Origin of the sequence: Thermoflexus sp. (assembly GCF_034432235.1) — a bacterium.
In the GTDB taxonomy this organism is placed as follows: Bacteria; Chloroflexota; Anaerolineae; order Thermoflexales; family Thermoflexaceae; genus Thermoflexus.
The window spans coordinates 25,562-48,385 of the sequence record NZ_DAOUCJ010000032.1; the positions used below are offsets into that span (position 1 = coordinate 25,562).

Annotated in this window: 18 protein-coding genes and 2 pseudogenes; 12 read left to right on the plus strand and 8 right to left on the minus strand. The window is 64.3% G+C overall.

The genetic code is table 11. From position 1 onward, the window contains the following. Positions 1 to 15: 15 nt before the first annotated feature. Both VAE54_RS04165 and VAE54_RS04170 read left to right on the plus strand, forming a co-directional pair. Positions 16 to 1,869: a glycosyltransferase family 2 protein gene (locus tag VAE54_RS04165; RefSeq protein WP_322800678.1), complete on the plus strand. Its 1,854-nt coding sequence runs from the start codon at positions 16 to 18 to the stop codon at positions 1,867 to 1,869. Between the two features lie 126 nt (positions 1,870 to 1,995). Further along, the gene (locus VAE54_RS04170) at positions 1,996 to 3,426 is read left to right on the plus strand and encodes a hypothetical protein (protein WP_322800679.1); all 1,431 of its coding nucleotides are present in this window, start codon (positions 1,996 to 1,998) and stop codon (positions 3,424 to 3,426) included. Between the two features lie 78 nt (positions 3,427 to 3,504). Here the strand turns inward: VAE54_RS04170 and hutU are convergent, their stop codons facing one another. Further along, entirely contained in the window at positions 3,505 to 5,166 is a 1,662-nt protein-coding gene (hutU, locus tag VAE54_RS04175) for a urocanate hydratase (RefSeq protein WP_322800680.1), read from the minus strand. A gap of 357 nt (positions 5,167 to 5,523) precedes the next feature. Next, positions 5,524 to 5,763 carry an acyl carrier protein gene (gene acpP, locus VAE54_RS04180; RefSeq protein ID WP_322800681.1) on the minus strand — a complete coding sequence of 80 codons (240 nt, stop codon included), beginning with the start codon at positions 5,761 to 5,763 and terminating at the stop codon, positions 5,524 to 5,526. Between the two features lie 359 nt (positions 5,764 to 6,122). On the opposite strand from acpP, the gene fni reads away from it, so the two are divergent. The 4 genes from fni (at position 6,123) to VAE54_RS04200 (ending at position 10,153) form a co-directional block, all read left to right on the plus strand. Continuing rightward, positions 6,123 to 7,145: a type 2 isopentenyl-diphosphate Delta-isomerase gene (fni, locus tag VAE54_RS04185; protein WP_322800682.1), complete on the plus strand. Its 1,023-nt coding sequence runs from the start codon at positions 6,123 to 6,125 to the stop codon at positions 7,143 to 7,145. Positions 7,146 to 7,505: 360 nt separating this feature from the next. Further along, complete coding sequence (locus VAE54_RS04190) at positions 7,506 to 8,459, plus strand: polyprenyl synthetase family protein (RefSeq protein WP_322800683.1); 954 nt, start codon at positions 7,506 to 7,508, stop codon at positions 8,457 to 8,459. A gap of 120 nt (positions 8,460 to 8,579) precedes the next feature. Next, positions 8,580 to 9,617, plus strand: coding sequence for a tRNA epoxyqueuosine(34) reductase QueG (gene queG, locus VAE54_RS04195; RefSeq protein WP_322800684.1), 1,038 nt, complete (start codon positions 8,580 to 8,582; stop codon positions 9,615 to 9,617). Between the two features lie 173 nt (positions 9,618 to 9,790). Next, the gene (locus VAE54_RS04200; protein ID WP_322800685.1) at positions 9,791 to 10,153 is read left to right on the plus strand and encodes a ferredoxin family protein; all 363 of its coding nucleotides are present in this window, start codon (positions 9,791 to 9,793) and stop codon (positions 10,151 to 10,153) included. Positions 10,154 to 10,463: 310 nt separating this feature from the next. On the opposite strand, the gene VAE54_RS04205 is transcribed toward VAE54_RS04200, so the two are convergent. Continuing rightward, positions 10,464 to 11,843 carry a dipeptidase gene (locus VAE54_RS04205; RefSeq protein WP_322800686.1) on the minus strand — a complete coding sequence of 460 codons (1,380 nt, stop codon included), beginning with the start codon at positions 11,841 to 11,843 and terminating at the stop codon, positions 10,464 to 10,466. A gap of 142 nt (positions 11,844 to 11,985) precedes the next feature. Next, positions 11,986 to 13,428, minus strand: coding sequence for an FAD-dependent thymidylate synthase (locus VAE54_RS04210; protein ID WP_322800687.1), 1,443 nt, complete (start codon positions 13,426 to 13,428; stop codon positions 11,986 to 11,988). Between the two features lie 152 nt (positions 13,429 to 13,580). Between VAE54_RS04210 and VAE54_RS04215 the strand changes: the two genes are divergently transcribed. The 4 genes from VAE54_RS04215 (at position 13,581) to VAE54_RS04230 (ending at position 17,243) form a co-directional block, all read left to right on the plus strand. Next, on the plus strand, positions 13,581 to 14,894 hold the full coding sequence (locus tag VAE54_RS04215) for a thymidine phosphorylase (RefSeq protein ID WP_322800688.1): 1,314 nt from the start codon (positions 13,581 to 13,583) through the stop codon (positions 14,892 to 14,894). A 136-nt stretch (positions 14,895 to 15,030) separates the two neighbouring features. Next, entirely contained in the window at positions 15,031 to 15,462 is a 432-nt protein-coding gene (locus tag VAE54_RS04220; protein ID WP_322800689.1) for a hypothetical protein, read from the plus strand. An 87-nt stretch (positions 15,463 to 15,549) separates the two neighbouring features. Further along, the gene (locus tag VAE54_RS04225; protein ID WP_322800690.1) at positions 15,550 to 16,026 is read left to right on the plus strand and encodes a DinB family protein; all 477 of its coding nucleotides are present in this window, start codon (positions 15,550 to 15,552) and stop codon (positions 16,024 to 16,026) included. A gap of 101 nt (positions 16,027 to 16,127) precedes the next feature. Next, positions 16,128 to 17,243 (plus strand): aldo/keto reductase, encoded by a 1,116-nt coding sequence (locus tag VAE54_RS04230; RefSeq protein WP_322800691.1) that lies wholly within the window; start codon positions 16,128 to 16,130, stop codon positions 17,241 to 17,243. A gap of 283 nt (positions 17,244 to 17,526) precedes the next feature. Here the strand turns inward: VAE54_RS04230 and VAE54_RS04235 are convergent, their stop codons facing one another. Beyond that, positions 17,527 to 19,239: a long-chain fatty acid--CoA ligase gene (locus VAE54_RS04235; RefSeq protein WP_322800692.1), complete on the minus strand. Its 1,713-nt coding sequence runs from the start codon at positions 19,237 to 19,239 to the stop codon at positions 17,527 to 17,529. A gap of 190 nt (positions 19,240 to 19,429) precedes the next feature. Between VAE54_RS04235 and VAE54_RS14530 the strand changes: the two are divergent. Further along, positions 19,430 to 19,735 (plus strand): annotated as a pseudogene (locus tag VAE54_RS14530) (AAA family ATPase); the annotation flags it as partial. Positions 19,736 to 19,826: 91 nt separating this feature from the next. Beyond that, positions 19,827 to 21,542: a hypothetical protein gene (locus tag VAE54_RS04240; RefSeq protein ID WP_322800693.1), complete on the plus strand. Its 1,716-nt coding sequence runs from the start codon at positions 19,827 to 19,829 to the stop codon at positions 21,540 to 21,542. Between the two features lie 10 nt (positions 21,543 to 21,552). On the opposite strand, the gene VAE54_RS04245 is transcribed toward VAE54_RS04240, so the two are convergent. The 3 genes and pseudogenes from VAE54_RS04245 to VAE54_RS04250 form a co-directional block, all read right to left on the minus strand. Beyond that, positions 21,553 to 21,852 carry a hypothetical protein gene (locus VAE54_RS04245; protein WP_322800694.1) on the minus strand — a complete coding sequence of 100 codons (300 nt, stop codon included), beginning with the start codon at positions 21,850 to 21,852 and terminating at the stop codon, positions 21,553 to 21,555. 20 nt (positions 21,853 to 21,872) lie between these two features. Beyond that, positions 21,873 to 22,292, minus strand: coding sequence for a cupredoxin domain-containing protein (locus tag VAE54_RS14535; protein ID WP_416223769.1), 420 nt, complete (start codon positions 22,290 to 22,292; stop codon positions 21,873 to 21,875). Positions 22,293 to 22,366: 74 nt separating this feature from the next. Further along, positions 22,367 to 22,824: pseudogene (locus VAE54_RS04250) on the minus strand (copper amine oxidase N-terminal domain-containing protein); the annotation flags it as partial.

A 22,824-nucleotide genomic window follows, 5' to 3' on the forward strand; every position in this document is an offset into this window, starting at 1 on the left:
AAGACGCATCCGCCGATGCGCCTGGGCGAAGCCCTGGTGGCACGGGGGCTGCTACGGCCCGAAGATCTGGATTGGGCGCTTCGGATCCAGGCCCAGACCCGGGAGCGCCTGGGGCAGATCCTGCTCTCCCGGGGCCTGGTGCGCCGCTATGACCTTTATCAGACCCTGGCGGATCTGTGGGGGGTTCCTTTCGTGGATCTCCTCCAGGAGCCCCCGGATCCGGACCTGCTCCGCCGATTCCGCCCGGAGGAGATCCTGGAATCCTGGATCCTCCCCCTTCGGGAGACACCGGAGGGGCTGGAGATCGCCACAGCCCAACGCCCAGATGCGGCGCTGCTGGAAGAGGCAGCCCGACGTTTCGGAAGACCGGTGGCGCGGGTGCGGGTGACCACGGAGTGGGACATCCGGCGAACCGTGTTGCGTTTTTTCAAGACCGATGTGCTCGCATCGGCCACCTATGGTCTGTATTATCGGCGCCCCGAGGAATCCGCCCATACGGTTTTCACACGCCCTCAGTTCTTCACCTTCGCGCTGATCCTGATGGGCATCCTGCTGGGATTGGCGCTGGCTCCACGTCCTACCCTGGTTCTTCTCAACGGCCTCGTGAACTTCTTCTTCCTGGCCGGCGTTCTGTTCAAGTTCGTGGCCTCCATGGTCGGAGCCCGCTACGAACGGGAAACCACGATCCTGGACGAAGAAGTCGCAGCCATGAAGGACGAAGAGCTGCCGCGCTACACGATCCTGATCCCGGTGTATCGGGAGGCCAGCGTGATCGGCCCTCTGCTCGCCAACATGAGGCGCCTCGACTACCCACCGGAGAAGCTAGAGATCCTGTTGCTGATTGAGGAGGACGACCGGGAGACCCTGGAAGCCGCCAAGGCGGCGCGGCCTCCCGGAAATGTATGTTTCATTCTCATCCCCGATCAGATCCCCAAAACCAAGCCCAAAGCATGTAACGTGGGTCTCTTCTTCGCCTCGGGGGATTACCTGGTCATCTATGATGCGGAAGATCGCCCGGATCCGGATCAGCTCAAGAAAGCTGTCCTGGCTTTCCGGAAGGGGGGGCCACGCCTGGTTTGTGTCCAGGCCGCACTGAACTATTTCAACGCGCGGGAGAATTTCCTCACCCGCATGTTCACCCTGGAATACTCCTACTGGTTCGATTACATGCTCCCGGGCCTGTATCGACTGGGCATGCCGATCCCCCTGGGGGGGACGAGCAATCACTTCCCCACCGAGCGCCTGCGGGAGCTGGGCGGATGGGATCCTTTCAACGTCACGGAAGATGCGGATCTGGGCATCCGGGCCGCTGTGGAAGGATTCGAGGTGGGGGTGATCCCCAGCACAACCTACGAGGAGGCCAACACGCGGGTTGGAAACTGGATCCGCCAGCGTTCCCGCTGGATCAAGGGATACATGCAGACCGCCATGGTTCATATGCGTCATCCCTGGCGGCTGGTCCGGCGGATTGGTCTGCGCCGGACCCTGGGTTTTTTCCTGTTGGTAGCGGGGACGCCCCTCACCTTTTTATCCGCCCCATGGATGTGGCTGATGTTCGTATGGTGGGCGATCACCCGCACTCACGCGCTGGATCCCTTCTTCCCCCCGCCTGTTCTCTATATCAGCCTCTTCAATCTGCTGATCGGGAATGCGATTGGGATTTACCTGAACATGCTGGCCGGGTTCAGGCGAGGATACTACGATCTGATCCCGTGGGCGCTGCTGAACCCCATCTACTGGGTGCTCCACAGCATCGCCGCCTACAAGGCCCTCTGGCAGCTGTTCACCCGGCCGTTTTACTGGGAGAAGACCACCCACGGCCTCAGCCGCTGGCTGGGGAACGCGCAGGAGAATCCTGGGGCAGGATAGACCTCCTTCGATCTCTCTCCCGGAGCTGTGGACGTCCACAGATGCCTCCCACAGCGTCCACAATCCCCGGGGAAGAGATCAATGGTGAGCTTTCCGAGAGCCGTGGCATCCGGCAGGAGACCGAACATGATCCTTTCCCCCTGGAAGCGAGCCGCTGCCCTCCGCCGCATCGTCTGGGAAGGGATCACCATCAGCGGACTGAGCATGCCTTTTCTTATTCTCGGGGCGGCTTCGCTGCCGGGGGGATTCCTGAGCCATGAGCACGCCCATCTGATCGAGAAAGCGCTCTTGGTGCGGGATCGCGGCCGGCTGGAGTGGATCGGCTTCGCGTATCCCCCCCTCCCGGTCCTGATGCTGCTTCCATGGCCCACCCCTCTGGCCGCTGTGCTCCAGGCCAGTCTGAGTGGGGGATTGCTGGCCTGGAGCATCGGGCGTCGCCTGCAGGTTCTATCCTTCCCACCCTGGATCCGTGCCGGGCTGCTCCTCAGCTTTGTGGGGATGCCCACGATCCTCTTCCTGGCCACCCAGCGCTTCGGAACGACGCTGGCCCTTGTCCTCTTCCTGTGGGCCTGGCAAGCTTACCTGGCGTTTACCCGTCAGGGGCGAACGGATGCGGGCTTCCTCGCCGGCCTGATCATCGGCTTCGCCTTCTACGCCAGCTTCTACGCGCCAGTGTTCGCCCTCGCCTTCACCCTTGCTGCACCCCTCTTCGCCCGCACCCGTGATCCCTACCATACCCTGGCCATCCTGATCGTCCTTGTGTTCCCCACGGTGATGACCGCCGGCGCATGGATCTATCTCTCCTGGCTCTTCACAAATCAGCCCCTGGCCTTCCTTTACGATCCGGGCTCCAGCCTGCTGATCGCTTTCCGGCCAGACGAGGCCTTCATCGCCCCGGGGGCAATCGCTCGAGAGCTCGCTCAAAGGCTGCTGAACGTTCCACTATATATCGGCGTCGGCGTTCTCATCGCGTGCCTGCAGCCCCGACGGCTCCCAGCCTACCTGATCCCCCCTCTCATGATGGTGGGCGTGTGGTCCCTGGGCGGGGTCTTCCCCCGAGAGCTGAGCGTGACCATGGGAGCGCTCTTCGCGCTCTCCGGGATCCCCGCACGGACCCCGCCCCGATGGGGGATCCTGCTCATGGCGCTGGCCCTCCTTCAGCTCGGAACCGATGGGCTCTTCGGCCATTATGGCGAGCGGGCGCGCTGGTGGACTGCGCTGTGGGAAGGGAAACCTTCAGCGGCGGACGCCGTCGAAGAGGAAATCGCCGGACGCCTGGCCCACATGCCCTGCGGAAGCGTCCTGGCGGATGATCGTCAGGCCTATCGCCTCATCGCCCGCGCCGGGACGGCATGCCCCTTCGTGTTGCCTCCAGACCCCATCTTCCAGCCGGCGGTCAGCCGCCCGCAGCGCTTTGTGCGCTGGCTGCTGGTTGCCGAATCCCCCCAGGGGCCCCTTGGCCCCCTCGAGGCTCGTTATCGCCTGCAAGCGCCGCCCGGCTTCGTCCCGGAAGCTTCCTGGCCCGGATGGCGTCTCTATCGAAGGCGAGAGCCATGAGCCGGCTTCCCCGCAGGGCCCCTGTCCAGCCCATCCACTCCATCCAGGGCGAACCGCATCGATCCGGGTCGTTTCCCCTCACCGGAGCATGGGCATCTTGATCCCGTGCCGGCGGGCGACTTCGATCGCTTTCTCGTAGCCGGCGTCGGCATGGCGCACCACGCCCAGGCCCGGATCCGTCCGCAGCACCCGCTCCAGGCGCCACTCGGCTTCCTTCGTGCCATCGGCCACCACCACCATCCCGGCGTGCTGGCTGTAGCCGACGCCGACGCCGCCGCCGTGGTGGAAGGCCACCCACGTCGCCCCGGCCACCGCGTTGAGCAGAGCGTTGAGGATCGGCCAGTCGCTGATGGCATCGGAGCCGTCCTTCATGCCCTCGGTCTCCCGGTTCGGGCTGGCCACCGAGCCCGCGTCCAGATGATCCCGCCCGATCACGATGGGCGCGCTCAGCTCGCCCCGACGGACCAGCTCGTTGAAATACAGCCCGGCCCGATCCCGCTCCCCATAGCCCAGCCAGCAGATCCGGGCGGGCAACCCCTGGAACCGCACCCGCTTCTGGGCCATGGTGATCCAGCGGCGAAGGCTCTCGTCCTCGGGGAACAGCTCCAGGATCGCCTGGTCCGTGCGGTCGATGTCCTCCGCCTCCCCCGAGAGGGCGACCCAGCGGAAGGGGCCCTTCCCCTCGCAGAACAGCGGCCGGATGTAAGCCTGCACGAAGCCCGGATAGGCGAAGGCCTCTTTCACGCCCATCTCATAGGCCTGCTGGCGCAGATTGTTCCCGTAATCGAAGACCACTGCCCCCGCCCGATGGAAGGCCAGCATGGCCTCTACATGGATCGCCATGCTCTCCTTCGCCCGCCGGATGTAAGTCTGGGGATCCTTCGCCCGGAGCTCCTCCGCCTCGAAGACCGATAGGCCTTTGGGGATATACATCAGGGGATCGTGAGCGGGGGTCTGATCGGTGACCACATCCGGGAGGATGCCGCGGCGGGCCAGCTCCGGGAAGACTTCGGCCGCATTGCCCAGCAGCCCGATGGAGCGGGCCTGCCCGGCCTTGCGGTATTCCTCCACCCGGCGCAGCGCTTCGTCCAGATCCTCCACGATCTCATCGAGGAACCCGTGCTCCAGGCGGCGCCGCGCCCGGCGCGGGTCGACCTCCACGATCAGGCCCACCCCCTCGTTCATGGTGATCGCCAGGGGCTGTGCGCCGCCCATCTCCCCCAGCCCCGCCGTCAGCACCCACTTCCCCCTCAGACTGCCCCCGAAATGGGTCCGGGCGCAGGCGGCCAGCGTCTCATAGGTCCCCTGAAGGATCCCCTGGGTGCCGATGTAGATCCAGGCGCCAGCCGTCATCTGGCCGAACATGATCAGGCCCTTGCGCTCCAGCTCATCGAAGACCTCCCAGGTAGCCCAGTGGGGAACCAGGTTGCTGTTGGCGATCAGGACGCGAGGGGCGAGCTCATGGGTGCGGAAGATCGCCACAGGCTTGCCGGACTGCACCAGGAGGGTTTCATCGGGCTCCAGGTTGCGGAGGGACTCGAGGATGGCGTAGAAGGATTCCCAGTTGCGGGCCGCCTTGCCGCGGCCACCGTAAACAATCAGGTTCGTCGGATCAGCCGCCACATCGGGATCCAGGTTGTTCTGAATCATGCGATAGGCGGCTTCGATCTGCCAGTTCCGACACATCAACGTCTTCCCCCGGGGCGCACGGATCACCGGGGCCGTTCCGCCTGAGCTCATGGAAACCTCCCTTCCGGATGCTCCCCTTCACCTTTAGCCGATGTCCAGCCCCCAGGCAAATCCGGACCGGATCCGATCCCCCTGGACCACCCGGCGGATCTCCTTCGGGGAGCCTTTCAGAGCCGGTCCGGCCACTGGAGGCGATCCACCCGGCTCCCCATTGTTCGCCCCCTTTCCCATCGCTCCCCAGGCCCCGAGCAAAGCCCCTGGGGCCCCAATGAGGTTTGCGTCCAGACAAACAGAAAGCTGCGCGTGCCTTCACGCGCAGCTTTCCGCCTGGCGAATTATTCCAGGGAAACCCATTAGGGTCCGCAGGCCCGACCCTTGCCCCGCCCGGATCCAGGTAGGGGAAGGCGCTCACTTCACCATATGTTTCTCGATGTAGGCGACCGCCTCGCCCACCGTGGTGATCTTCTGAGCGTCCTCATCGGAGATCTCGCCTCCGAACCGCTCCTCCAGGGCCATGATCAGCTCCACCAGATCCAGGGAATCGGCCTCCAGATCCTCCCGGAAACGGGCTTCCGGCGTCACTTTCTCCGGCGGCACGCCCAGCACCTCCACAATGACCTCCCGCACCTGTTCAAAGACCGTGCTCATGGAAAACCTCCCGGCCAGAGTTTGGTTAGCATTCTACTTGACCCGCAGGGAACGTCAAGGAAGCTCCCGGAAGGCGTCCAGCGATAGCGGACGGCCAGGGCTTCTCTCCCCTGTCCGCGCGCCCACGCTGTGAAGCCGCACGGGAAGGGAGAAGATCCCATCCCGCTGATCGGAGGAGCCCCCTCACCGCCCGCCCGGCACCCTTTGCCAGAGAGCCCCTTCGCCTTATAAACTGGACGCTGGACCCAGAAGGGGCCACGCCCACTGGGGAGCTTGCCTTCCGGATCCGAACCCGCAACACAGATCCTATAAAAGAAACACCAGGCGGAAAACCATGTTACGGCACGAGGTTTGAGCCAGTGTCCGGGATCCCACAGCGAAAAGCCGATCATATCCGCATCAACCTGGAAGAGGACGTCAGCTTCGGACAGCTGACCACGGGCTTTGAACGGGTGCGCTTCATCCATCGGGCCCTGCCCGAGCTGGACCTGCGGGAGGTGGATGTTTCCACCGTTTTTTTCGGGAAGCCCCTGAACGCCCCGTTGCTGATCTCCTCCATGACCGGCGGCACGGAGGAGGCCGCCCGGATCAACCGGAACCTGGCCGAGGCCGCTCAGGCCTGCGGCATCGCCATGGGGCTGGGATCCATGCGCGCTGTCCTGGAACATCCCGAGCTGCTGCCTACTTTCCAGGTTCGTCGCTATGCCCCACATATCCTTCTCTTCGCCAACCTGGGGGCGGTGCAGCTGAACTATGGCTATACGGTGGATCACTGCCGGCGGGCGGTCGAGCTGGTGGAGGCCGATGCGCTCATTCTTCATCTGAACCCTCTGCAGGAAGCCCTCCAGCCGGAGGGAGATACCAACTTCGCCGGATTGCTGCGGAAAATCGAAGCCGTGTGCAGGGCCCTCCCGGTCCCGGTGGTGGTGAAGGAGGTGGGCTGGGGGATCTCGGAGGAGATCGCCCGGCTCCTCGCGGAAGCCGGGGTGGCGGCCATCGACGTGGCCGGGGCAGGGGGGACCTCGTGGAGCCAGGTGGAGATGCATCGGGCCCCCGATGAGGTGCACCGCCAGGTGGCGGCGGCCTTCCGGGAATGGGGGATCCCCACGGTGGAGGCCATCCGGATGGCCCGACGGGGCGCGCCCCATCTGCCGATCATCGCCAGCGGGGGGATCCGGGATGGGGTGGAGGTGGCCAAGGCCCTGGCCCTGGGGGCTTCCCTCGCCGGGATGGCCGGGCCGTTCCTGCGAGCGGCCGTGGTCTCCGTGGAGGCGGTGGTGGAAACCATCGAGATCCTCATCCGCCAGCTGCGGATCGCCATGTTCTGCGTGGGCGCCCGGAATCTGGAAGCCCTTCGCTCGGTCCCGCTGATGGAGGTCTGATGAACGCATGGGGGCAACAGGGGTCGAAGGAATTCGACCTTTAGAGGCCTTCGGCCGGTGGCCGGCCCCGCCGGCCAAAAGGCTTCTTGCGTCGGCGCCGGCCGACGCCCGGCGCGAAGCGCCCAACGAGGCCGATTTCCATCGGCGCACCCGCCGACGCGGGGCGCGGAATTGCCCGCCGTGACGGGCAGGAGCCGCCGGAGCGGCGATAAAAGGGCAGCGGCCGGTCGCGGCCCGTTCATTGGGGAGGATATAAGAGGCCGGCCTCCCTATCCTCACAAACAGAACAATTTTTGAGGCGACCGCATGGGCGCATGGGAAGCGTTTTTCAGTGAGTGGATGCCCCTTCTGGAGGGGGAGATGCGAGCCGCCGTGGGGGAGCCCGCTCATCCCTCCGAGCGGCTGTTTTACGGGATGCTCGCCTATCACCTCGGATGGGTGGATGCCCAGCTCCAGCCAGCACGGCAGGATGGCGGGAAGCGGGTTCGCCCCATGCTCTGCCTGCTGGCCTGCGCGGCCTGCGGCGGCGATCCCGCCCGGGCATTACCGGCGGCCGCGGCCATCGAGCTCCTCCACAACTTCTCCCTGATCCACGATGATATCCAGGATCGCAGCGAAACCCGTCGGGGCCGCCCCACCGTGTGGGCGCTCTGGGGGATCGCCCAGGCGATCAACGCCGGCGACGCCCTGTTCACCATCGCCCATCGGGCCCTCTGGCGGCTCCGGGAGCGGGGCGTGCCCGCGGAACGGATCCTGGAGGTGGCCGAGCGCTTTGATGCGGCCTGCCTGATGCTGACCCGTGGGCAGCATTTCGATTTATTGTTTGAAGGGATGCCCTATGTATCCGTCGAGGCCTACCTGGAGATGATCCGGGGGAAGACCGCCGCGCTGTTGCGGGCAGCCACCGGGATCGGGGCGCGCCTCGCCGATCGCCCCGCCGAGGACCTGGAGGCCTTCGGGGAAGCCTTGGGAATGGCCTTTCAGATCCAGGACGACCTCCTGGGGATCTGGGGGGATCCCGCAGTGACGGGCAAGCCGGCCGCCGATGATCTGCGGACGCGGAAGAAGACCCTTCCCGTGATCCTGGCGATGGGGCGGATCCCGGAGTTCGCGGAACGTTACCGTGATCCCCAAACTCCTCTGGAGGTCCTGCTTCAGGATCTGGAGCGCAGTGGGGCCCGCGCGGAAGCGGAGACCATGGCCGCCGGTTTCACCCAGCAGGCGATGGCCGCCCTGGAGCGCGCGGGGCTCCGACATCCCTATGGGGAGGCCCTGCGGGACCTCGCCTGGTCCCTGCTTTCCCGGACCCGATAGTGCGCTTCCGCTCACAGTGGAATCCGAACCGGATCTCTCTCCACGGCCCTGCGCAACATGATCGGCCGTTCACTGACTTCGGAGGGCAGTCCATTTCTCTCACCTGCGGTGAAAGAATCTGTGGACTTGAAAGCCCGGCTGAAAGCCTATGCGCAAACCCTCGGGTTTGACCTCGTGGGGGTGGCCCGGGCCGGGCCCACCCCTTCGGCGGACCGGTATGAAGAGTGGGTCCGGGCCGGCCGCGCGGCGACCATGGCTTACCTCACCCGCCCCGATGCGGTGGAGAAGCGCCGGGATCTGCGGAATCTCTGGCCGGAGGCCCGCTCGGTCATCGTCGTGGCCATGAACTACTACGCGGGGGAACATCCCCCACCGGAGGATCCGCCGAGCGGCCGCGTAGCCCGTTACGCCTGGGGGGACGATTACCACGAGGTTCTCGCGGAGCGCCTTCGCGCGCTTCTGGCGTTCCTGAACCGGGAAGCCGGTCGGCCCGTCCAGGGGAAGATTTACGTCGATGCCGGGCCCGTGCTGGAGCGCGCCTGGGCCGTGCAGGCCGGACTGGGATGGATCGGAAAGAACAGCATGCTGATCCATCCCCGCCTCGGATCCTATTTGGTCCTGGGGGTTCTCCTGGTCGACCTGGATCTGGAACCTGATCCGCCCTTCCTCTTCGATCACTGCGGGACATGCACTCGCTGCATCGACGCGTGCCCCACCGGATGTATCCGACCGGATCGCACGCTGGAGGCGGCGCGCTGTATCTCGTATCTGACCATTGAGCGGCGGGAGGGGATCCCGGAGGATCTACGCCCGGCGATCGGGGACTGGCTCTTCGGATGTGACATCTGCCAGGAGGTGTGCCCCTGGAACCGACGATTCGCCCGGCCGACCCGGGAGCCGGCCTTCCAGCCCCGCGAGGGGATCGCCCGAATGCGGCTGGAAGAGGTTCTCCGGATGGATGAGACAGCGTTCCGGGCCCGATTCCGGCGCAGCGCCATCCGCCGCGCCAAATGGCGCGGGCTGGTGCGCAATGCCCTGGTGGTCGCCGGGAACCTGCGGGCACAGGCGATGAAGCCCTGGATCCAGGTCTGGCGGGAACATGAGGACCCCATGCTCCGGGAGCACGCGGAGTGGGCCATGCAAGCCATGAAGCGCTAAATCGTGAATCCATGGAAATGAGGTATTGACAGGGCCTTCCTCCCTGGGATAGAATGGCCTCGAATCGCCGGATCCGGAACGCGCGTGCCACTCAAAGAGACAGAAACCATTCATCGGCTCATCGGATCCCGTGTTCCGAATCTGAAGTCAAAACCCCTTCCAGGAGGGAAGCGATGACGCACATCATCACCAGCTTGTGTCTGCGCGATGGCGCCTGCGCCCAGGTCTGCCCGGTCGAGTGCATCGTCCCTGGCAAGCCTGAAGACCAGTGGCCCTGGTATTACATCGACCCCGATACCTGCATCGATTGCGGCGCCTGCGTTCCGGAGTGTCCCTATGAGGCGATCTTCCCCGAGGACGAGGTCCCCGAAGCCTACACCATGAAGCCCGGCCAGGTCCGTGTGATCATGCGCGCGCCGGGGGACATCGAGCGCTATGAGGCCAAAGGGGGCGAGGTGGTCAACCTCCGGGAAGACATCCCCTTCAACTATAAGTTCTATAAGGAAGGTCCCGGCTACAATGCCCGCAACATGTAGCGCCTCGACCAAAAGAGGCCTGTGAGCGGAGCAGACAGGCCCCGGCCGATCGCGGGCCGGGGCCTTGTTGCAACGAACGTTCCCGGCGAGGAAAGGTTGGGGTCATGCAGGCCATCCCAGGCGGCCGGCTCCGGTTGCCCCATGATGGGTCTTCCGCCGGGAGATCGGCGAAGGAGGATCCCCCGGGGGCAGGAGCCCCCTGCAGGAGCCGCTTCCGCGGCATGGGTCGGGGCGGAAGCCACTTCTACCCGATCTTATAAAGCCGGGCGGGGCGGGCCACCTCCGGTGCTGATGTGGGGCTCCCCTCCTCTCATCGCTCCCCATAGTTATAAAAGAAGTGCACCAGCGCCTCGATCCCCCGAGACCAGGTGGGCAGGTGCAGCTTCTCATTCGGGGCGTGGTAGTTATCATCGGGCAACCCGAAGCCGGTCAGCACCGATTCCACCCCCAGGATCTCCTTGAGCTGGGTGACGATGGGAACGGTTCCCCCCTCCCGCTTGAACAGCGGGCGTCGGCCCCACACGGCTTCCAGAGCGCGGCTCAGGGCCTGCACCGCCGGGTGGTTCCGGTCGGTCAGGGAGGCCCGCACCCCCGCCATGCGGATCACCTCCCAGCGCACCGTCCTGGGGGCATGGGTTTCCAGATAGCGCAACAGCTGTTGATAGACCTCCTCCGGGTCCTGATCCGGCACCAGCCGCATGGAGATCTTGGCCATTGCATAAGCCGGCAGCACCGTCTTCGCCCCGGGGCCGGTGAACCCGGCGAGGAGACCGTTCACCTCCAGCGTGGGCCGCGCGCCGATGCGCTCGATCGGGGTATAACCGGCCTCTCCCCACAGGGCGGGCGCCCCGGTCAGCTCCAGATAGAAGCGCTCATCCATTGGCAGCCGGGCCAGCTCCGCCCGCTCCTCGTCCGTCAGAGGGCGCACCCGATCATAGAACCCGGGGAGCGTCACCCGGCCTTCCGTGTCGTGCATGCCGGCGATGAGCTCGCAGAGGGCCTGCGCCGGGTTGTGCACCACACCGCCGTAGAGGCCGGAATGCAGATCATGGGCCGGCCCGTAAACCCGCAGCTCAAAGTAGGCCAGGCCTCGCAGCCCGTAGGTGATCGTCGGCAGATCCGGCGCGATCATCCCGGCATCCGGGTTCAGGGAGACCGTGCACTGCAGGCGTTCCCGGTTCTGCTCGATGAAGGCCGGCAGGCTGGGGGAGCCGATCTCCTCCTCCCCCTCGATCAGGAACTTCATGTGAACCGGAAGAGGGCCGGAATGGGCGACAGCCTCAAAGGCTGCGATGGAGGCCATCACCTGCCCTTTCATATCCGAAGCGCCCCGGGCGTAAAGGTTCTCGCCCCGCACCGTCGGCTCGAAGGGCCCACTCTCCCACAGATCCAGCGGATCCGGCGGCTGCACGTCGTAATGGCCGTAGACCAGCACCGTCGGGGCCTCCGGATGGCCCGCTGGAGCTTCGCCGTAAACGACGGGGTGGCCCTCCGTGGACAGAACCTCCACGCGCTCCGCCCCGGCCTTCCGCAGCCGATCGGCCACCCATTCCGCAGCCCGCCGGACATCGGCATGATGGGCCGGATCCGTAGAGACCGAAGGGATCCGAAGGAATCCCTTCAGATCCTCCAGGAACCGATCCCGGTTCCGCCGCACATACTCCAGCGCTTGAAGGCGTGGATCGGACATGGGATACGCCTCCCCATTGGGATAGCTGGGAACCGCACCGCAGGAGTTACGCGGTGAATCCCCGGGGGTTTGGGGGCCGGGGCCGCCGCTGACAGCCCCTCAGGGCCCAGAACCCCCGGGAAGAGCCGGGGCCCTTTGACCTTCACGCCGCCCGGGCTTCCTGTGGATGCGCAACGCCCCCGAACTGGGCGGCGATCTCCTCGGAGGAAGGATAACCCTCACATCCCATATAGGCCGCCAGCGTGGGGTGCACCGCGCGGATCGCCTCATAGATCCGCATGGCGATATAGCGGTAGGCGAAATGGCCGTTGGGCCCGCCCCGCAGCCGGCACAGGTGATACGCTTCCCGCAGGTTCATGGTCATCAGCACCCGCCGGTAGACGGCGTTCGGCAGCACATAGGCCGCCGCCTCGCCGACAACCGGCCGCATCGCCTCCCACAACGCCATCGCCCCCTCGACCGCAGCCCGATATCGCGCCCCTACCCCCGCTTCCTCCACAGCCCGCGGGATCGCGTAACCATAGGCGGCCGTCAGGACCTGAGGGGTCTGGGTCATCATCCGGTGGCGCTTGAGATCGTAATAGGCCCCTTCGTCCATCAGACAATCAAAGGTATACACGATGTGCTCCAGCTCCCGCACCGGGATATCGAAGGGGCTCCGGCCGCCCAGCGCATCCTCCAGGATCCTCCGCCGGTCCTCGGGGCGGAGCTCCCGCGCCCAGGCCAGGGCCTCCTCGAAGCTCACCGCCCGAAATCGATACACGCAGGCGGCGATCAGCCGAACCTCCGCCTCCGGATCCCAGGACACCAGGCGAACCCCATCCAGGGGAACCGGGCCCTCCGGGAGCGCCTGCGCCCACTCCCGCAAGCGGGCTGTGCTGTGTTGCAGATACGCGTTGGGCTCTGCGTATTTGAGCAGGGTGGGGACCTCCTGAAGGGCCACGGCTTTCACCGCGCGGGCGATCTCGCGGACCTCCTCGAGGGGATGCGAGAGCCATTTGCGGAGCCCGTGCTCCAGGGCCCGGGCGTTGACCGTCATCCCGATGTTGGTCAGGGTGGCGGTGGGCAACAGATACCGGCAGACATCCATCGCCCGGATGCGCAACCGGGTGCGATACGCCCTCTCGCTCTCCTCAGGACGGCGCGGGAACCACGCCTCCACCACCCGCCCAACCGGTTCCAGGGCGGCGTGATAGGTCTCGAAAAGCTGCCCCACCACCGCGCAGTAGGCGTCCCGGAAGGGAGAAGCGGCGATCTCCGGCGGCATATAGAACGATTCCCGGTCTAGGATCTGAAAACGAGTGGATTTCTCCGTGAAGGAAGCCAGACGGACCCCCTCGATGGCCTCGGCGGCCAGACGGGAGATGTTCTCGAAAGCGATATGAAGGACGGCGTGCTCCGCCACCGAAGCATGACCATAGCCGACGACCCATTTTTCGTGGAACTGCGAGGCGGTTTCCTCGCTGAGGCTCTCGGCGATCGCATCGAAGGGCTCCGGGCTGCGGCTGGTCTTCGCAAAGGCCACCGCGATGACCTCGGGGCGATACCGCCGCGGATCCAGCAGGTAAATCCTTCTCACCCGCATCCCTTCACCTCCCCCGGGACGGTGCTCCCGCCTATCTGCTGATTCTGCATATGAACCCTGATGATGGCAAACGGGAAGGAGGAGTTCATTATCCGACCTGGCCGAACGTGGGTTAAGATTGAAAGCGGGAACCCCATTTCGTGAGGCCTCCGATGCGCGCCGTAGATATTATCGAGAAGAAGCGGGACGGACAGGAGCTCACGCCGGAGGAAATCCGGTTTTTCGTAGAAGGGTTCACCCGGGGGGAGATCCCGGACTATCAGGCGGCCGCCTTTCTGATGGCAGTTTACTTCCAGGGCATGACGCCCCGTGAGACGGCGGAGCTCACCCTGGCCATGGCCTACTCGGGACAGGTGCTGGATCTCCACGACATCGCCCCGGTGGTGGTCGATAAGCACTCCACCGGCGGCGTGGGGGACAAGGTGAGCCTGGTGGTGGTGCCCCTGGTGGCCGCCGCCGGCCTCCCGGTGGGCAAGATGAGCGGCCGCGGCCTCTCGTTCACCGGGGGGACCATCGATAAGCTGGAATCCATTCGAGGGTTTCGGGTGGAGCTCACGGTGGAAGAGTTCCGGGAACAGCTGCGCCGGGTCGGCGCGGTCCTCTGCGGGCAATCCGCGGATCTGGCCCCTGCAGATGGCAAATTCTACGCCCTGCGAGATGTCACCGGAACAGTCCCCAGCATCCCGCTGATCGCTGCCTCCATTATGAGCAAGAAGATCGCCGCGGGAGCCGACGCCATCGTCCTGGATGTGAAGGTCGGCAACGGCGCTTTCATGAAAACCCTGGACCAGGCCCGCGCCCTCGCCCGGCAGATGGTCGAGATCGGCACCGCTCTGCGGCGCCGCGTGGTGGCGGTGATCTCGGATATGAACCAGCCCCTGGGGGAAGCCGTGGGCAACGCCCTGGAGGTGAAGGAGGCCATCGCCACCCTTCGAGACGATGGGCCTCCGGACTTCCGGGAGCATTGCCTGATCATCGCAGCCCACATGCTGCATCTGGGCGGGCGCGTGGCGAATCTGGAGGAAGGGCGCCGGCTGGCGGAGGCCACCCTCGCCTCAGGAGCTGCCTGGGACAAATTCCGGGCCCTCGTCGCCGCCCAGGGGGGAGATCTCTGCCAGATCGAGGATCCCGAACAGCTTCCGCGCGCCCGGCTGATCCGCGAGATCCCGGCCCCGGCGGAGGGCTACCTAGCGGAGGTGCGAGCCTATGAAATCGGCATGGCATCCGTCGCCCTGGGTGCCGGGCGAACGAAGAAGGGAGAGCCTGTGGATCCTGCTGTCGGGATCCTGGTGCATCGGAAGGTGGGGGCGTTCGTGCGGCAGGGGGAGCCGCTCTTCACCGTGCACGCAAACGATGAAGCGCGCCTGACGGAAGCGGAGCGCTGGCTGGCCCGCGCTGTGCGCATTCAGGAGGCGCCTGTCCCTCCGTTCCCCCATATCTATGAGACCATCTCGAACGTGGGGTGAGGGATCGAAACCAGCCCGCTGCGGGCCCCTTTCCCAGAAGCTCCCGGGGCCATCCCACTTCCCGGAAGGGTTGCAGGCCAGACCTCCCGGATAGCCCGGGAGCTGGACGTGATCCTTACAGGGACAAAAGGAGACTATGACGCGACAAAACCATGCCCTGCTGGCCCTGAGCGCCATCGCCCTGGGCTGGGCGCTGGTGATGTTCACGATCTGGCGGCTGTATCCAGACCAGTCGCCGGCCCGCCTGCTGGTCACCATCGGGCTGGGGCTGACCGCATGGGGAGCGCTCTGGTTCCCGGTGGAATTCCTCCATCGGCGCTTCAGCCCGCGGGGGCTCGATGAAGATGACCTCCGGCGGATGCTGGAGCGGGTCTGGCGGCGCAGCGGGTGGGGGGCGCTGTGGGCATCCGCCCTCGCGATGCTCTTCCTCCAGCGCGCGCTGCGATGGGACTGGCTCCTCCTGTTCGGGACACTGCTGCTCGGCGCCGAGCTCCTCTGGATGGCCACGGAGCCATCCCGGAAGCCAGAATCCGCTCTGACCGGCAGGCGCCGCATCGACCGACGTTAGCGCTCGCTGCGCCCTCCGGGCCGCCCAAGGGACGATCCCGCCTGTTCGCCATTTTTCCGTCATCCCATAAATCACGAGGAGGCATCCATGAGCGATCGCAAAGCAGCAATCCGAACCCATCTGGAGCAGACGCGAGCAGAAGTGCTGGCGGTCGTCTCCCAACTAAAGGAATCCGATTGGGAAAAGCCAGTTCAGGGCGAACACGGAAAGTGGACCGCCCGTCAGGTCCTGGCCCATCTGGCCGCGGCGGAGATCGGCCAGATGTCCCGTATCCAGCGGGTGCTGGCCGGGGAACGCTATATGCCCGAGGGCTTCAACCTGGACTTCTGGAACGAGCGCCAGGTCCAGAAGCGGGAGAACCAGCGCGTGGAGGACATCCTGAAGGATCTGGAAGCCTCCCGCCAGGCCCTGCTCCAGCTTCTGGACTCCCTGAGCGAGGAGCAGCTGGATGTCGAAGGCCAGCACGCCATCGGGGCGATGATGACGGTGGAGCAGATGTTTTATCATCTGGGGAACCACGAGCGGGATCACGCGGCCGAGCTGCGGCGGGCCCTTGAATCATAGGGACAGGTGTTACGCCGCTGAACTTCCCTAAGGAATTGAGGGGCTGGGGTGGCCACCCTGGCCCCAGGGGGAAGTCCCTTCCCATCCCCAGGAGATCCTCGATGATCCCCGGATGGGCGACGCCGGAGGGGACACGGACCTATGGAGCCCGTTTTCAGGATCGGGCGGCCCCCGGCCACTTCCGCCTGGCTCAGGGGCTATGGCTGTCCTCCATCGGCATCGGCACCTATCTGGGCCACCCTGACCCGGAGACCGACGCCCGGTATGTGGAGGCCATGGTTTGCGCCGTGACCTCCGGGTGCAACGTCATCGACACGGCGATCAACTACCGCTTCCAGCGCAGCGAGCGCTGCGTGGGCGAGGCCCTCCGCCGCCTGTTCGCCCGGGGTTTCCGCCGGGAGGAACTGGTCATCGCCACCAAGGGGGGATATGTCCCCTATGAGGGGGACTGGCCAGCGGATCCCCGGCGCTACATCGAGGAGGCCTTCCTGCGGACCGGGATCGCGCGGCCGGAGGACTTCGTCAACGGTCACTGCATTGCCCCGGGATATCTCCGCCATCAGCTGGAACAGAGCCAGCACAACCTGGGGCTGGAGACCATCGATGTCTATTTCATCCATAACCCGGAGGAACAGCTCGCCGCTGTCTCCAGGGAGGAGTTTCGGAGGCGCCTGCGGGCGGCCTTCGCCGCGCTGGAGGAAGCCGTCGCCATGGGATACATCCGCTTCTATGGCACCGCCACATGGACCGCCTATCGCGCTTCTCCCCAGGCGTCCGACGCGCTATCCCTGATGGAAGTTGAGACTATCGCCCGGGAGGTCGGCGGGCCGGATCATCGGTTCCGGTTTGTGCAGCTGCCTTACAACCTGGCCATGCCGGAGGCCGCCCTGCGAAGGAACCAGCTGCGGGGAGAGGGATGGGGAACGGTGCTGGAGGTGGCGGAGGATCTGGGGATCACGGTGTGGGCGAGCGCCTCCTTGATGCAGGGGCGCCTGCTCCGGAGCTGGCCGCTGTGGCTGCGACGCCTCTTCCCCGAGGGCCTCTCGGAAGCCCAGTGCGCCCTCCAGTTTGTTCGCTCCACCCCGGGGATCACCACCGCCCTAGTCGGCATGAGCCGGGCCACCCACGTGGAGCACAACCTCACCCTGATCCAACACCCACCCCTGGCCCCGGAGGCCATACGGACCATTCTGAACGCTCTGAGGACCTCCCGGTAAGGCTCGGGGGTCGAAGGCATTCGACATGAAGAAGCCTCGGGCCAAAAGGCTTCTCGCGTCGGCGAAGGCCGACGCCCGGCGCGAAGCGCCCCGCGAGGCCGATTTCCATACGGCGCGAGAGGCCGACGCCCAGCGCGGGGGGCGTCGAATGAATTCGACCTCGAGAGGCGTTCGGCCGATGGCCGGCCGGCGCCGGCCGAACGCCTTTTCGCGTCGGCGCAGGCCGACGCGGGGCGCGCAGCGCCCCGCGAGGCCGATTTCCATCGGCGGAATCGGTTCGCTTTTACTCGGCCGACGGGCCCCGGGCCCGTTCCTCCTCCACCAGCACCCGGCGCAGGACCTTGCCCACCATGCTCTTGGGGAGCTCGCTCCGGAACTCGATGAAGCGCGGGATCTTGTAAGGCGCCAGCTTATCCCGGCACCATTCCCGGATCTCCTCCACCGTGGCCGTCTGCCCTTCGTGGAGCACGACCCATGCCTTGACCGCCTCCCCTTGATGGGGGTCCGGGATCCCGGCCACGGCCACTTCTTTGATCTTGGGATGCTGGGCCAGGACCTCCTCGACCTCCCGCGGCCACACCTGATAGCCGCCCGGCTTGATCACTTCCTTCTTCCGATCCACGATGTAGAAGTAGCCATCCTCATCCATGCGGGCGATGTCGCCCGTGTAGAGCCAGCCGTTCCGCAGGGCGTTCTCTGTCTCCGTCGGCCGGTTCCAGTAGCCCTGGAACACCTGCGGGCCCCGGAGCACCAATTCCCCGATCTCCCCCGGCGGCAGCTCCGTCACCCCATCCTCCAGGCTGACGATCTTCGCGTCCACATCGGGAAGGGGAATGCCGATGCTGCCTTCTTTGTTCACACCATAAAGCGGGTTGCAATGGGTGGCCGTGGGCGCCTCCGATAGGCCGTAGCCCTCTACCAGCTTCGCCCCGGTGATCTCCTCAAAACGGCGTTTGATCTCCAGGAGCAGCGGCGCGGCGCCGGAGATGCATGCCCGGATAGTGCGCAGATTGTATTTGCCGGCCTTGACATCCGGATGGTTATTGATGGCATTGTATAGGGTCGGCACCCCCGGGAACATGGTCACCCGATAGCGCTGCAACCCATCCAGGAGGGTGGGAAGATCCCGCGGGTTCGGCACCAGAACCAGGGTGGCGCCGCACTGCATGGCCAGACCCATGGCCACGATCATTCCATAGGCATGGAAGAGGGGCAGAGCCCCCATGACCACCTCCTGGCCCTCCCGGATCTCCGGATCCCACGCCCGAACTTGGAGGACATTGGCGACGATATTACGATGGAGAGCCACTGCCCCCTTCGAGAGGCCGGTGGTCCCGCCCGTATACTGGAAGATCGCCACATCATCCGGCCCCACGTCCACCGCCGGCCGCTGGTCCGGCCGGTAACGCCGCAACAGATCCTGGAACCACATGTCATCATCCCGTAACACCACTCGATCCCCTTCCTGGCGCTCCCGGGTCAGGGTATAGAGGAGCTTTAACAGCGGGCTCATATATTCCTTGATGTGGGCGGCAACGATCCGGCGCACTGAGGTGTTGGGCTGAACGGATTTCACCCGTTCATAGATCCGGCTGAGGACGATCGCCACAGTCGCCCCGGAGTCCGCCAGCTGATATTCCAGCTCCCGGGGGGTGTAGATCGGGTTCGTGGCGACCACGATGCCACCGATCTTCTGGATCGCGAAATAGGCGATAACAAACTGGGGGATGTTGGGCATAATCAGGGCCACCCGATCGCCCTTCCGCACCCCCAGCTCATGGTAGAGCGCGGCCGCCAGGCGGTCGGAGAGCTCGTTGAGCTCCCGATAGGTCATGGCGCTGCCCGCAAAGCCCGGATGAGCAGGCTTAAAGATCAGAGCCGGGCGATCGGGAAACCGCCGGGCGGAATCCTCCAGGAAGCGGAAGAAGGGGATGGGTGGATACACTAAGGAACGGGGGGTGCGGGGATCATAAAAGCGATGCCAGGGTCGCTCCATGGAGCACCTCCTAAGCCTGATACACCTTCCCCATAATTATAATAATGTTTCTGTCTCCTCTGTCAACAGATCCCAATTGATCTCCCCAGCCGGAGCTTCGCCGAAAGGTTGACCGCTCTCCGAAGCCTTGATAACATAAAAGCAGCCGCGGTCTCGCTCTCCATCGCTCCGCCTATCCCCTTGGGTATCAATGAACAAAAATCTCAAGGATTTCATTCGAAACGAGCGACAGCAATGGTTTGTGGGCCGTCAGATGGAGCGATCCGCTTTCCAAGCTGTCCTTCGTGAAGCGGAACGCAAGGGTGCGGTGTTTTTCGTTTTCGGCCCCGGGGGGATCGGAAAAACCACCCTGCTCCGTGAATGGGAAGCAATGGCGCAATCGCTGGGGGTTCCCACCGCTTTCTTAGACGGGCGCTATATCCATGCCCACACCCCCGCATTCATCGAGAATGTTGTGCGCGCCCTGGGGGGAGAATCCGAAACCTCCTTGGAGGAGCTGTGGGGGCGCTTGCCCTGCCCTCCAGCGATCTTCCTGGATGGATACGAAGCCTTGCAGGGTTTAGAAGCAGGGTTTAGAAGCATGGTTAATGGAAGATTTCATCCCGCGCCTTCCGGCGGGCTCGATCGTGGTGATAGCCAGCCGTCACCCTCCCTCTTTGAAATGGCGAACGGATCCAGGTTGGGCGCAGCTCATTCGAGTGTTCCCGCTGCGGAACTTCTCCTTTGAAGAGACCGCGGAATATCTTCGACGACGCGGGATCCCTGAATCTCAACACCGGACCGCCTTCAGTCTGACCTGGGGGCATCCTCTGGCTCTGGCTCTGGTGGCCGACATCCTGCAGCAACAACCAGGGCGGCTTCCCGAGATCGAAGCCATCCCCGACCTCTTCTCCAGCCTGCTGGAAATCTTCCTGGAAGAAGTGCCCACTCCCGCTCACCGAGCCGCCCTGGAAGCATGCGCCCTGGTGCGATCTCTGAGCGAGCCCCTCCTGGCGGAGGCCATCGGGCAGGCGGACGTCGAGGCCCTCTTTAACTGGTTACGTCGCCTATCCTTCGTCGAATCCGGCCCCCACGGACTGCGGCTTCACGATGTGGTGCGCGAGAGCATCCTCGCCGATCTACAATGGCGCAATCCGGAAAGATACCGGGACCTGCATCGCAAAGCGCAGTCTTACTATATGCGACGTCTGAACGAGCTCCAGGATCCGACGCGCCTCGAACTTCTCGTCGATTATATCTATTTGCATCGCCGGCACCCGCTCCTTCGACCCTTCTTTGTGGAGCTGCGGATCCGCTGGGCCGCTGAGGACACGTTCTTCATTGATCATCCGACTCCGTCCGAACATCATCAGCTACTCGAATGGATCGCCTTGTATGAGGGAGAGATCTCGGCCTCTCTGGCTGAACACTGGTTTCACCGTCAGCCCGATGGGCTCATCGTCGTCCGCGATCAATCCAAGGAGGTCCGAGGGTTCCTGCTCGCGTTGCGTTTAGAAGACATTGCGCCCGCGGAGTCCTCTATTGATCCGGCCATTGATATTGCCCTCTCATGGCTCCAGCGCCATGCCCCATTGCGCCCCGGGGAAAGGGGGCTCTACTTCCGCTTCTGGATGGCTCGGGACACTTACCAAGATCTCTCTCCTGTCCAGAGCCTCCTGGGGCTTGAGATGGTCCGGCTTTGCCTCACCACTCCACGCCTGGCCCTTTCCTTCTTTCCTTTCTCGAACCCGGAGTTCTGGGCCCCCCTGTTCGCCTACGCTGAGATCCCCCGCTGGCCTCATGTAGATTTCGAAATCGGCGGTCGTCGCTACGGCGTCTATGGTCAGGACTGGAGGAAAACGCCTATCCCGCTTTGGCTGGCCCGCCTGGGGAAAAAGGAGGCAGAGCCCGTTGCGGAACCTTTCCAACCTCCCTCCGATGAATCCATCGTTGTTCTGAATTTTTCTGATTTCCGCGAAGCCGTTCGCCAGGGCTTTCGAGATCTGCACCGGATCGATCGATTGGCCGAAAACCCCCTGGCCCGATCCCGCCTGGTTCTCTCTCGCACAGGCTGGCAAGCTCCCGCCGAGAAACGCGGAGCCCAACTCCAGCAAATGCTGCTTGAGGCCGCCCGCCGGCTGCAAGCCTCCCCCAAAGATGCCCGCAAATACCAGGCCCTTCATTGCACTTACATCGAACCCCTGGGATCTCAGGAGCGGATCGCCGAGCGCCTGGATCTCCCCCTCAGCACCTATCGGCGTTACCTGCAATCCGCCTTGGATCAAATCACCGCTTGGCTGTGGGAACAGGAGCTATCCGCTTAACCCCTCTCCCCTACGGCCTCGTCCGACTTCCCGCCACCAAGGCCTGGCCAATCGCCATGAACAAACTCACAAATCCCAGGAAATTCAAAACCTCCGCCAAAGTGTGAGAAAACAAAATCACTGTAACATTGATATGATATAAAATATACGAAAATTGTGAAATTGAATACATCAAAAAACCGAGGGAGGCAAGCGTGTATTTGCTTTGATAACATTGGTATGCAAACCACAATGCGACGAGGAGAAAGGTGAGGTGGATCATAATAAAAACCGGGTTAGGAATTTGATCGGCAAAGGCTCCGAAATGCATAGCGCCCTCCCTGGTTTAGTTTAGCGCACACGGATAATACCCTGCATATGGGTATGGCGTTGGCAGAAGTAGGGATACTCCCCTGCTTGGCGAAAGGTCCAGGAAAAGGAGCGCCCCTGTTCAAGGGGACCGGAATCGAAAAGCCCGGAAGGGGCTTCCGGCTTTCCACTGGTAACCGTATGGGTGGTGGCGTCCTCATTGATCCAAACCACAGTCGTCCCCGCAGGGATCTCCAGGATCTCGGGCTGGAAACGGAATAGACGGATCCGAATCCGCTCTACCGGCGATGTAGAGGTGGGCGTTGGCCAGGGCGTCGACGTCATGGCCGTCGGTGACGGAAGGGGCTGAGGGATCGAACCCGGTGTCGAAACCCCGCATGCCGCAAGTCCGAGGGCCATCCCAATGCTCCGAAGCCATCGCACTCGTATCCCCAAAGGCATGGCGGATTCACCCCCAGCGCTTCAAGTGAGCTGGGGGCTGCTCGCAGGAAGCAGCCCCCAGCCGCGCACTCGCCTTACGGGCGGAATTTATCTGGGAACTGCTTGACAATGGCTTCAGCCAATGGGTCGGCGATCATTCGCATATGGGCGTAGGCCTTGCGCAGGGCCATGTAGGCCTGGTCCGGATTCCCCGCCGCCTGGGCGTCGATCACCGCCTTCAAGGTCAGAATGTGCTCCTTGACCAAACCGGCAACCGCTTCCTTGGTCAGATTCGGATTCGCCGAGCTCAGGAAAGCCCCAAATTCCTCCGTATACGCCAGAAGATCCGCTACCGCCTTATCCTGCTTCCCCTTGTCTTTCATCGCCAGCCCCATCGTGTAATCCACCACAAACCCAATATGCTTCCGCCAGAGCGGCAAGAACGCCTTCTCCGCATCCGCCCCATATACCGACCCCACCGCCTTCGAAAGATCCACCGAGTTCGCATCCAGCGCCGCAGCCGCCGCCTTGAACTCCGCCTCCCGCTTCCCCA

Bases quoted from the DNA above. Each gene is read 5' to 3' on its own strand.
- VAE54_RS04215 (WP_322800688.1), top strand. From the start codon at position 13,581: ATGCGCGCCGTAGATATTATCGAGAAGAAGCGGGACGGACAGGAGCTC.
- VAE54_RS04230 (WP_322800691.1), top strand. From the start codon at position 16,128: ATGATCCCCGGATGGGCGACGCCGGAGGGGACACGGACCTATGGAGCC.
- VAE54_RS04245 (WP_322800694.1), bottom strand. From the start codon at position 21,852: ATGCATTTCGGAGCCTTTGCCGATCAAATTCCTAACCCGGTTTTTATT.
- VAE54_RS04210 (WP_322800687.1), bottom strand. From the start codon at position 13,428: ATGCGGGTGAGAAGGATTTACCTGCTGGATCCGCGGCGGTATCGCCCC.
- VAE54_RS04200 (WP_322800685.1), top strand. From the start codon at position 9,791: ATGACGCACATCATCACCAGCTTGTGTCTGCGCGATGGCGCCTGCGCC.
- VAE54_RS04165 (WP_322800678.1), top strand. From the start codon at position 16: ATGCGCCTGGGCGAAGCCCTGGTGGCACGGGGGCTGCTACGGCCCGAA.
- acpP (WP_322800681.1), bottom strand. From the start codon at position 5,763: ATGAGCACGGTCTTTGAACAGGTGCGGGAGGTCATTGTGGAGGTGCTG.
- VAE54_RS04235 (WP_322800692.1), bottom strand. From the start codon at position 19,239: ATGGAGCGACCCTGGCATCGCTTTTATGATCCCCGCACCCCCCGTTCC.
- VAE54_RS04170 (WP_322800679.1), top strand. From the start codon at position 1,996: ATGATCCTTTCCCCCTGGAAGCGAGCCGCTGCCCTCCGCCGCATCGTC.
- VAE54_RS04190 (WP_322800683.1), top strand. From the start codon at position 7,506: ATGCGAGCCGCCGTGGGGGAGCCCGCTCATCCCTCCGAGCGGCTGTTT.
- VAE54_RS04240 (WP_322800693.1), top strand. From the start codon at position 19,827: ATGGAAGATTTCATCCCGCGCCTTCCGGCGGGCTCGATCGTGGTGATA.
- VAE54_RS04220 (WP_322800689.1), top strand. From the start codon at position 15,031: ATGACGCGACAAAACCATGCCCTGCTGGCCCTGAGCGCCATCGCCCTG.
- VAE54_RS04205 (WP_322800686.1), bottom strand. From the start codon at position 11,843: ATGTCCGATCCACGCCTTCAAGCGCTGGAGTATGTGCGGCGGAACCGG.
- VAE54_RS14535 (WP_416223769.1), bottom strand. From the start codon at position 22,292: ATGCCTTTGGGGATACGAGTGCGATGGCTTCGGAGCATTGGGATGGCC.
- hutU (WP_322800680.1), bottom strand. From the start codon at position 5,166: ATGAGCTCAGGCGGAACGGCCCCGGTGATCCGTGCGCCCCGGGGGAAG.
- VAE54_RS04225 (WP_322800690.1), top strand. From the start codon at position 15,550: ATGAGCGATCGCAAAGCAGCAATCCGAACCCATCTGGAGCAGACGCGA.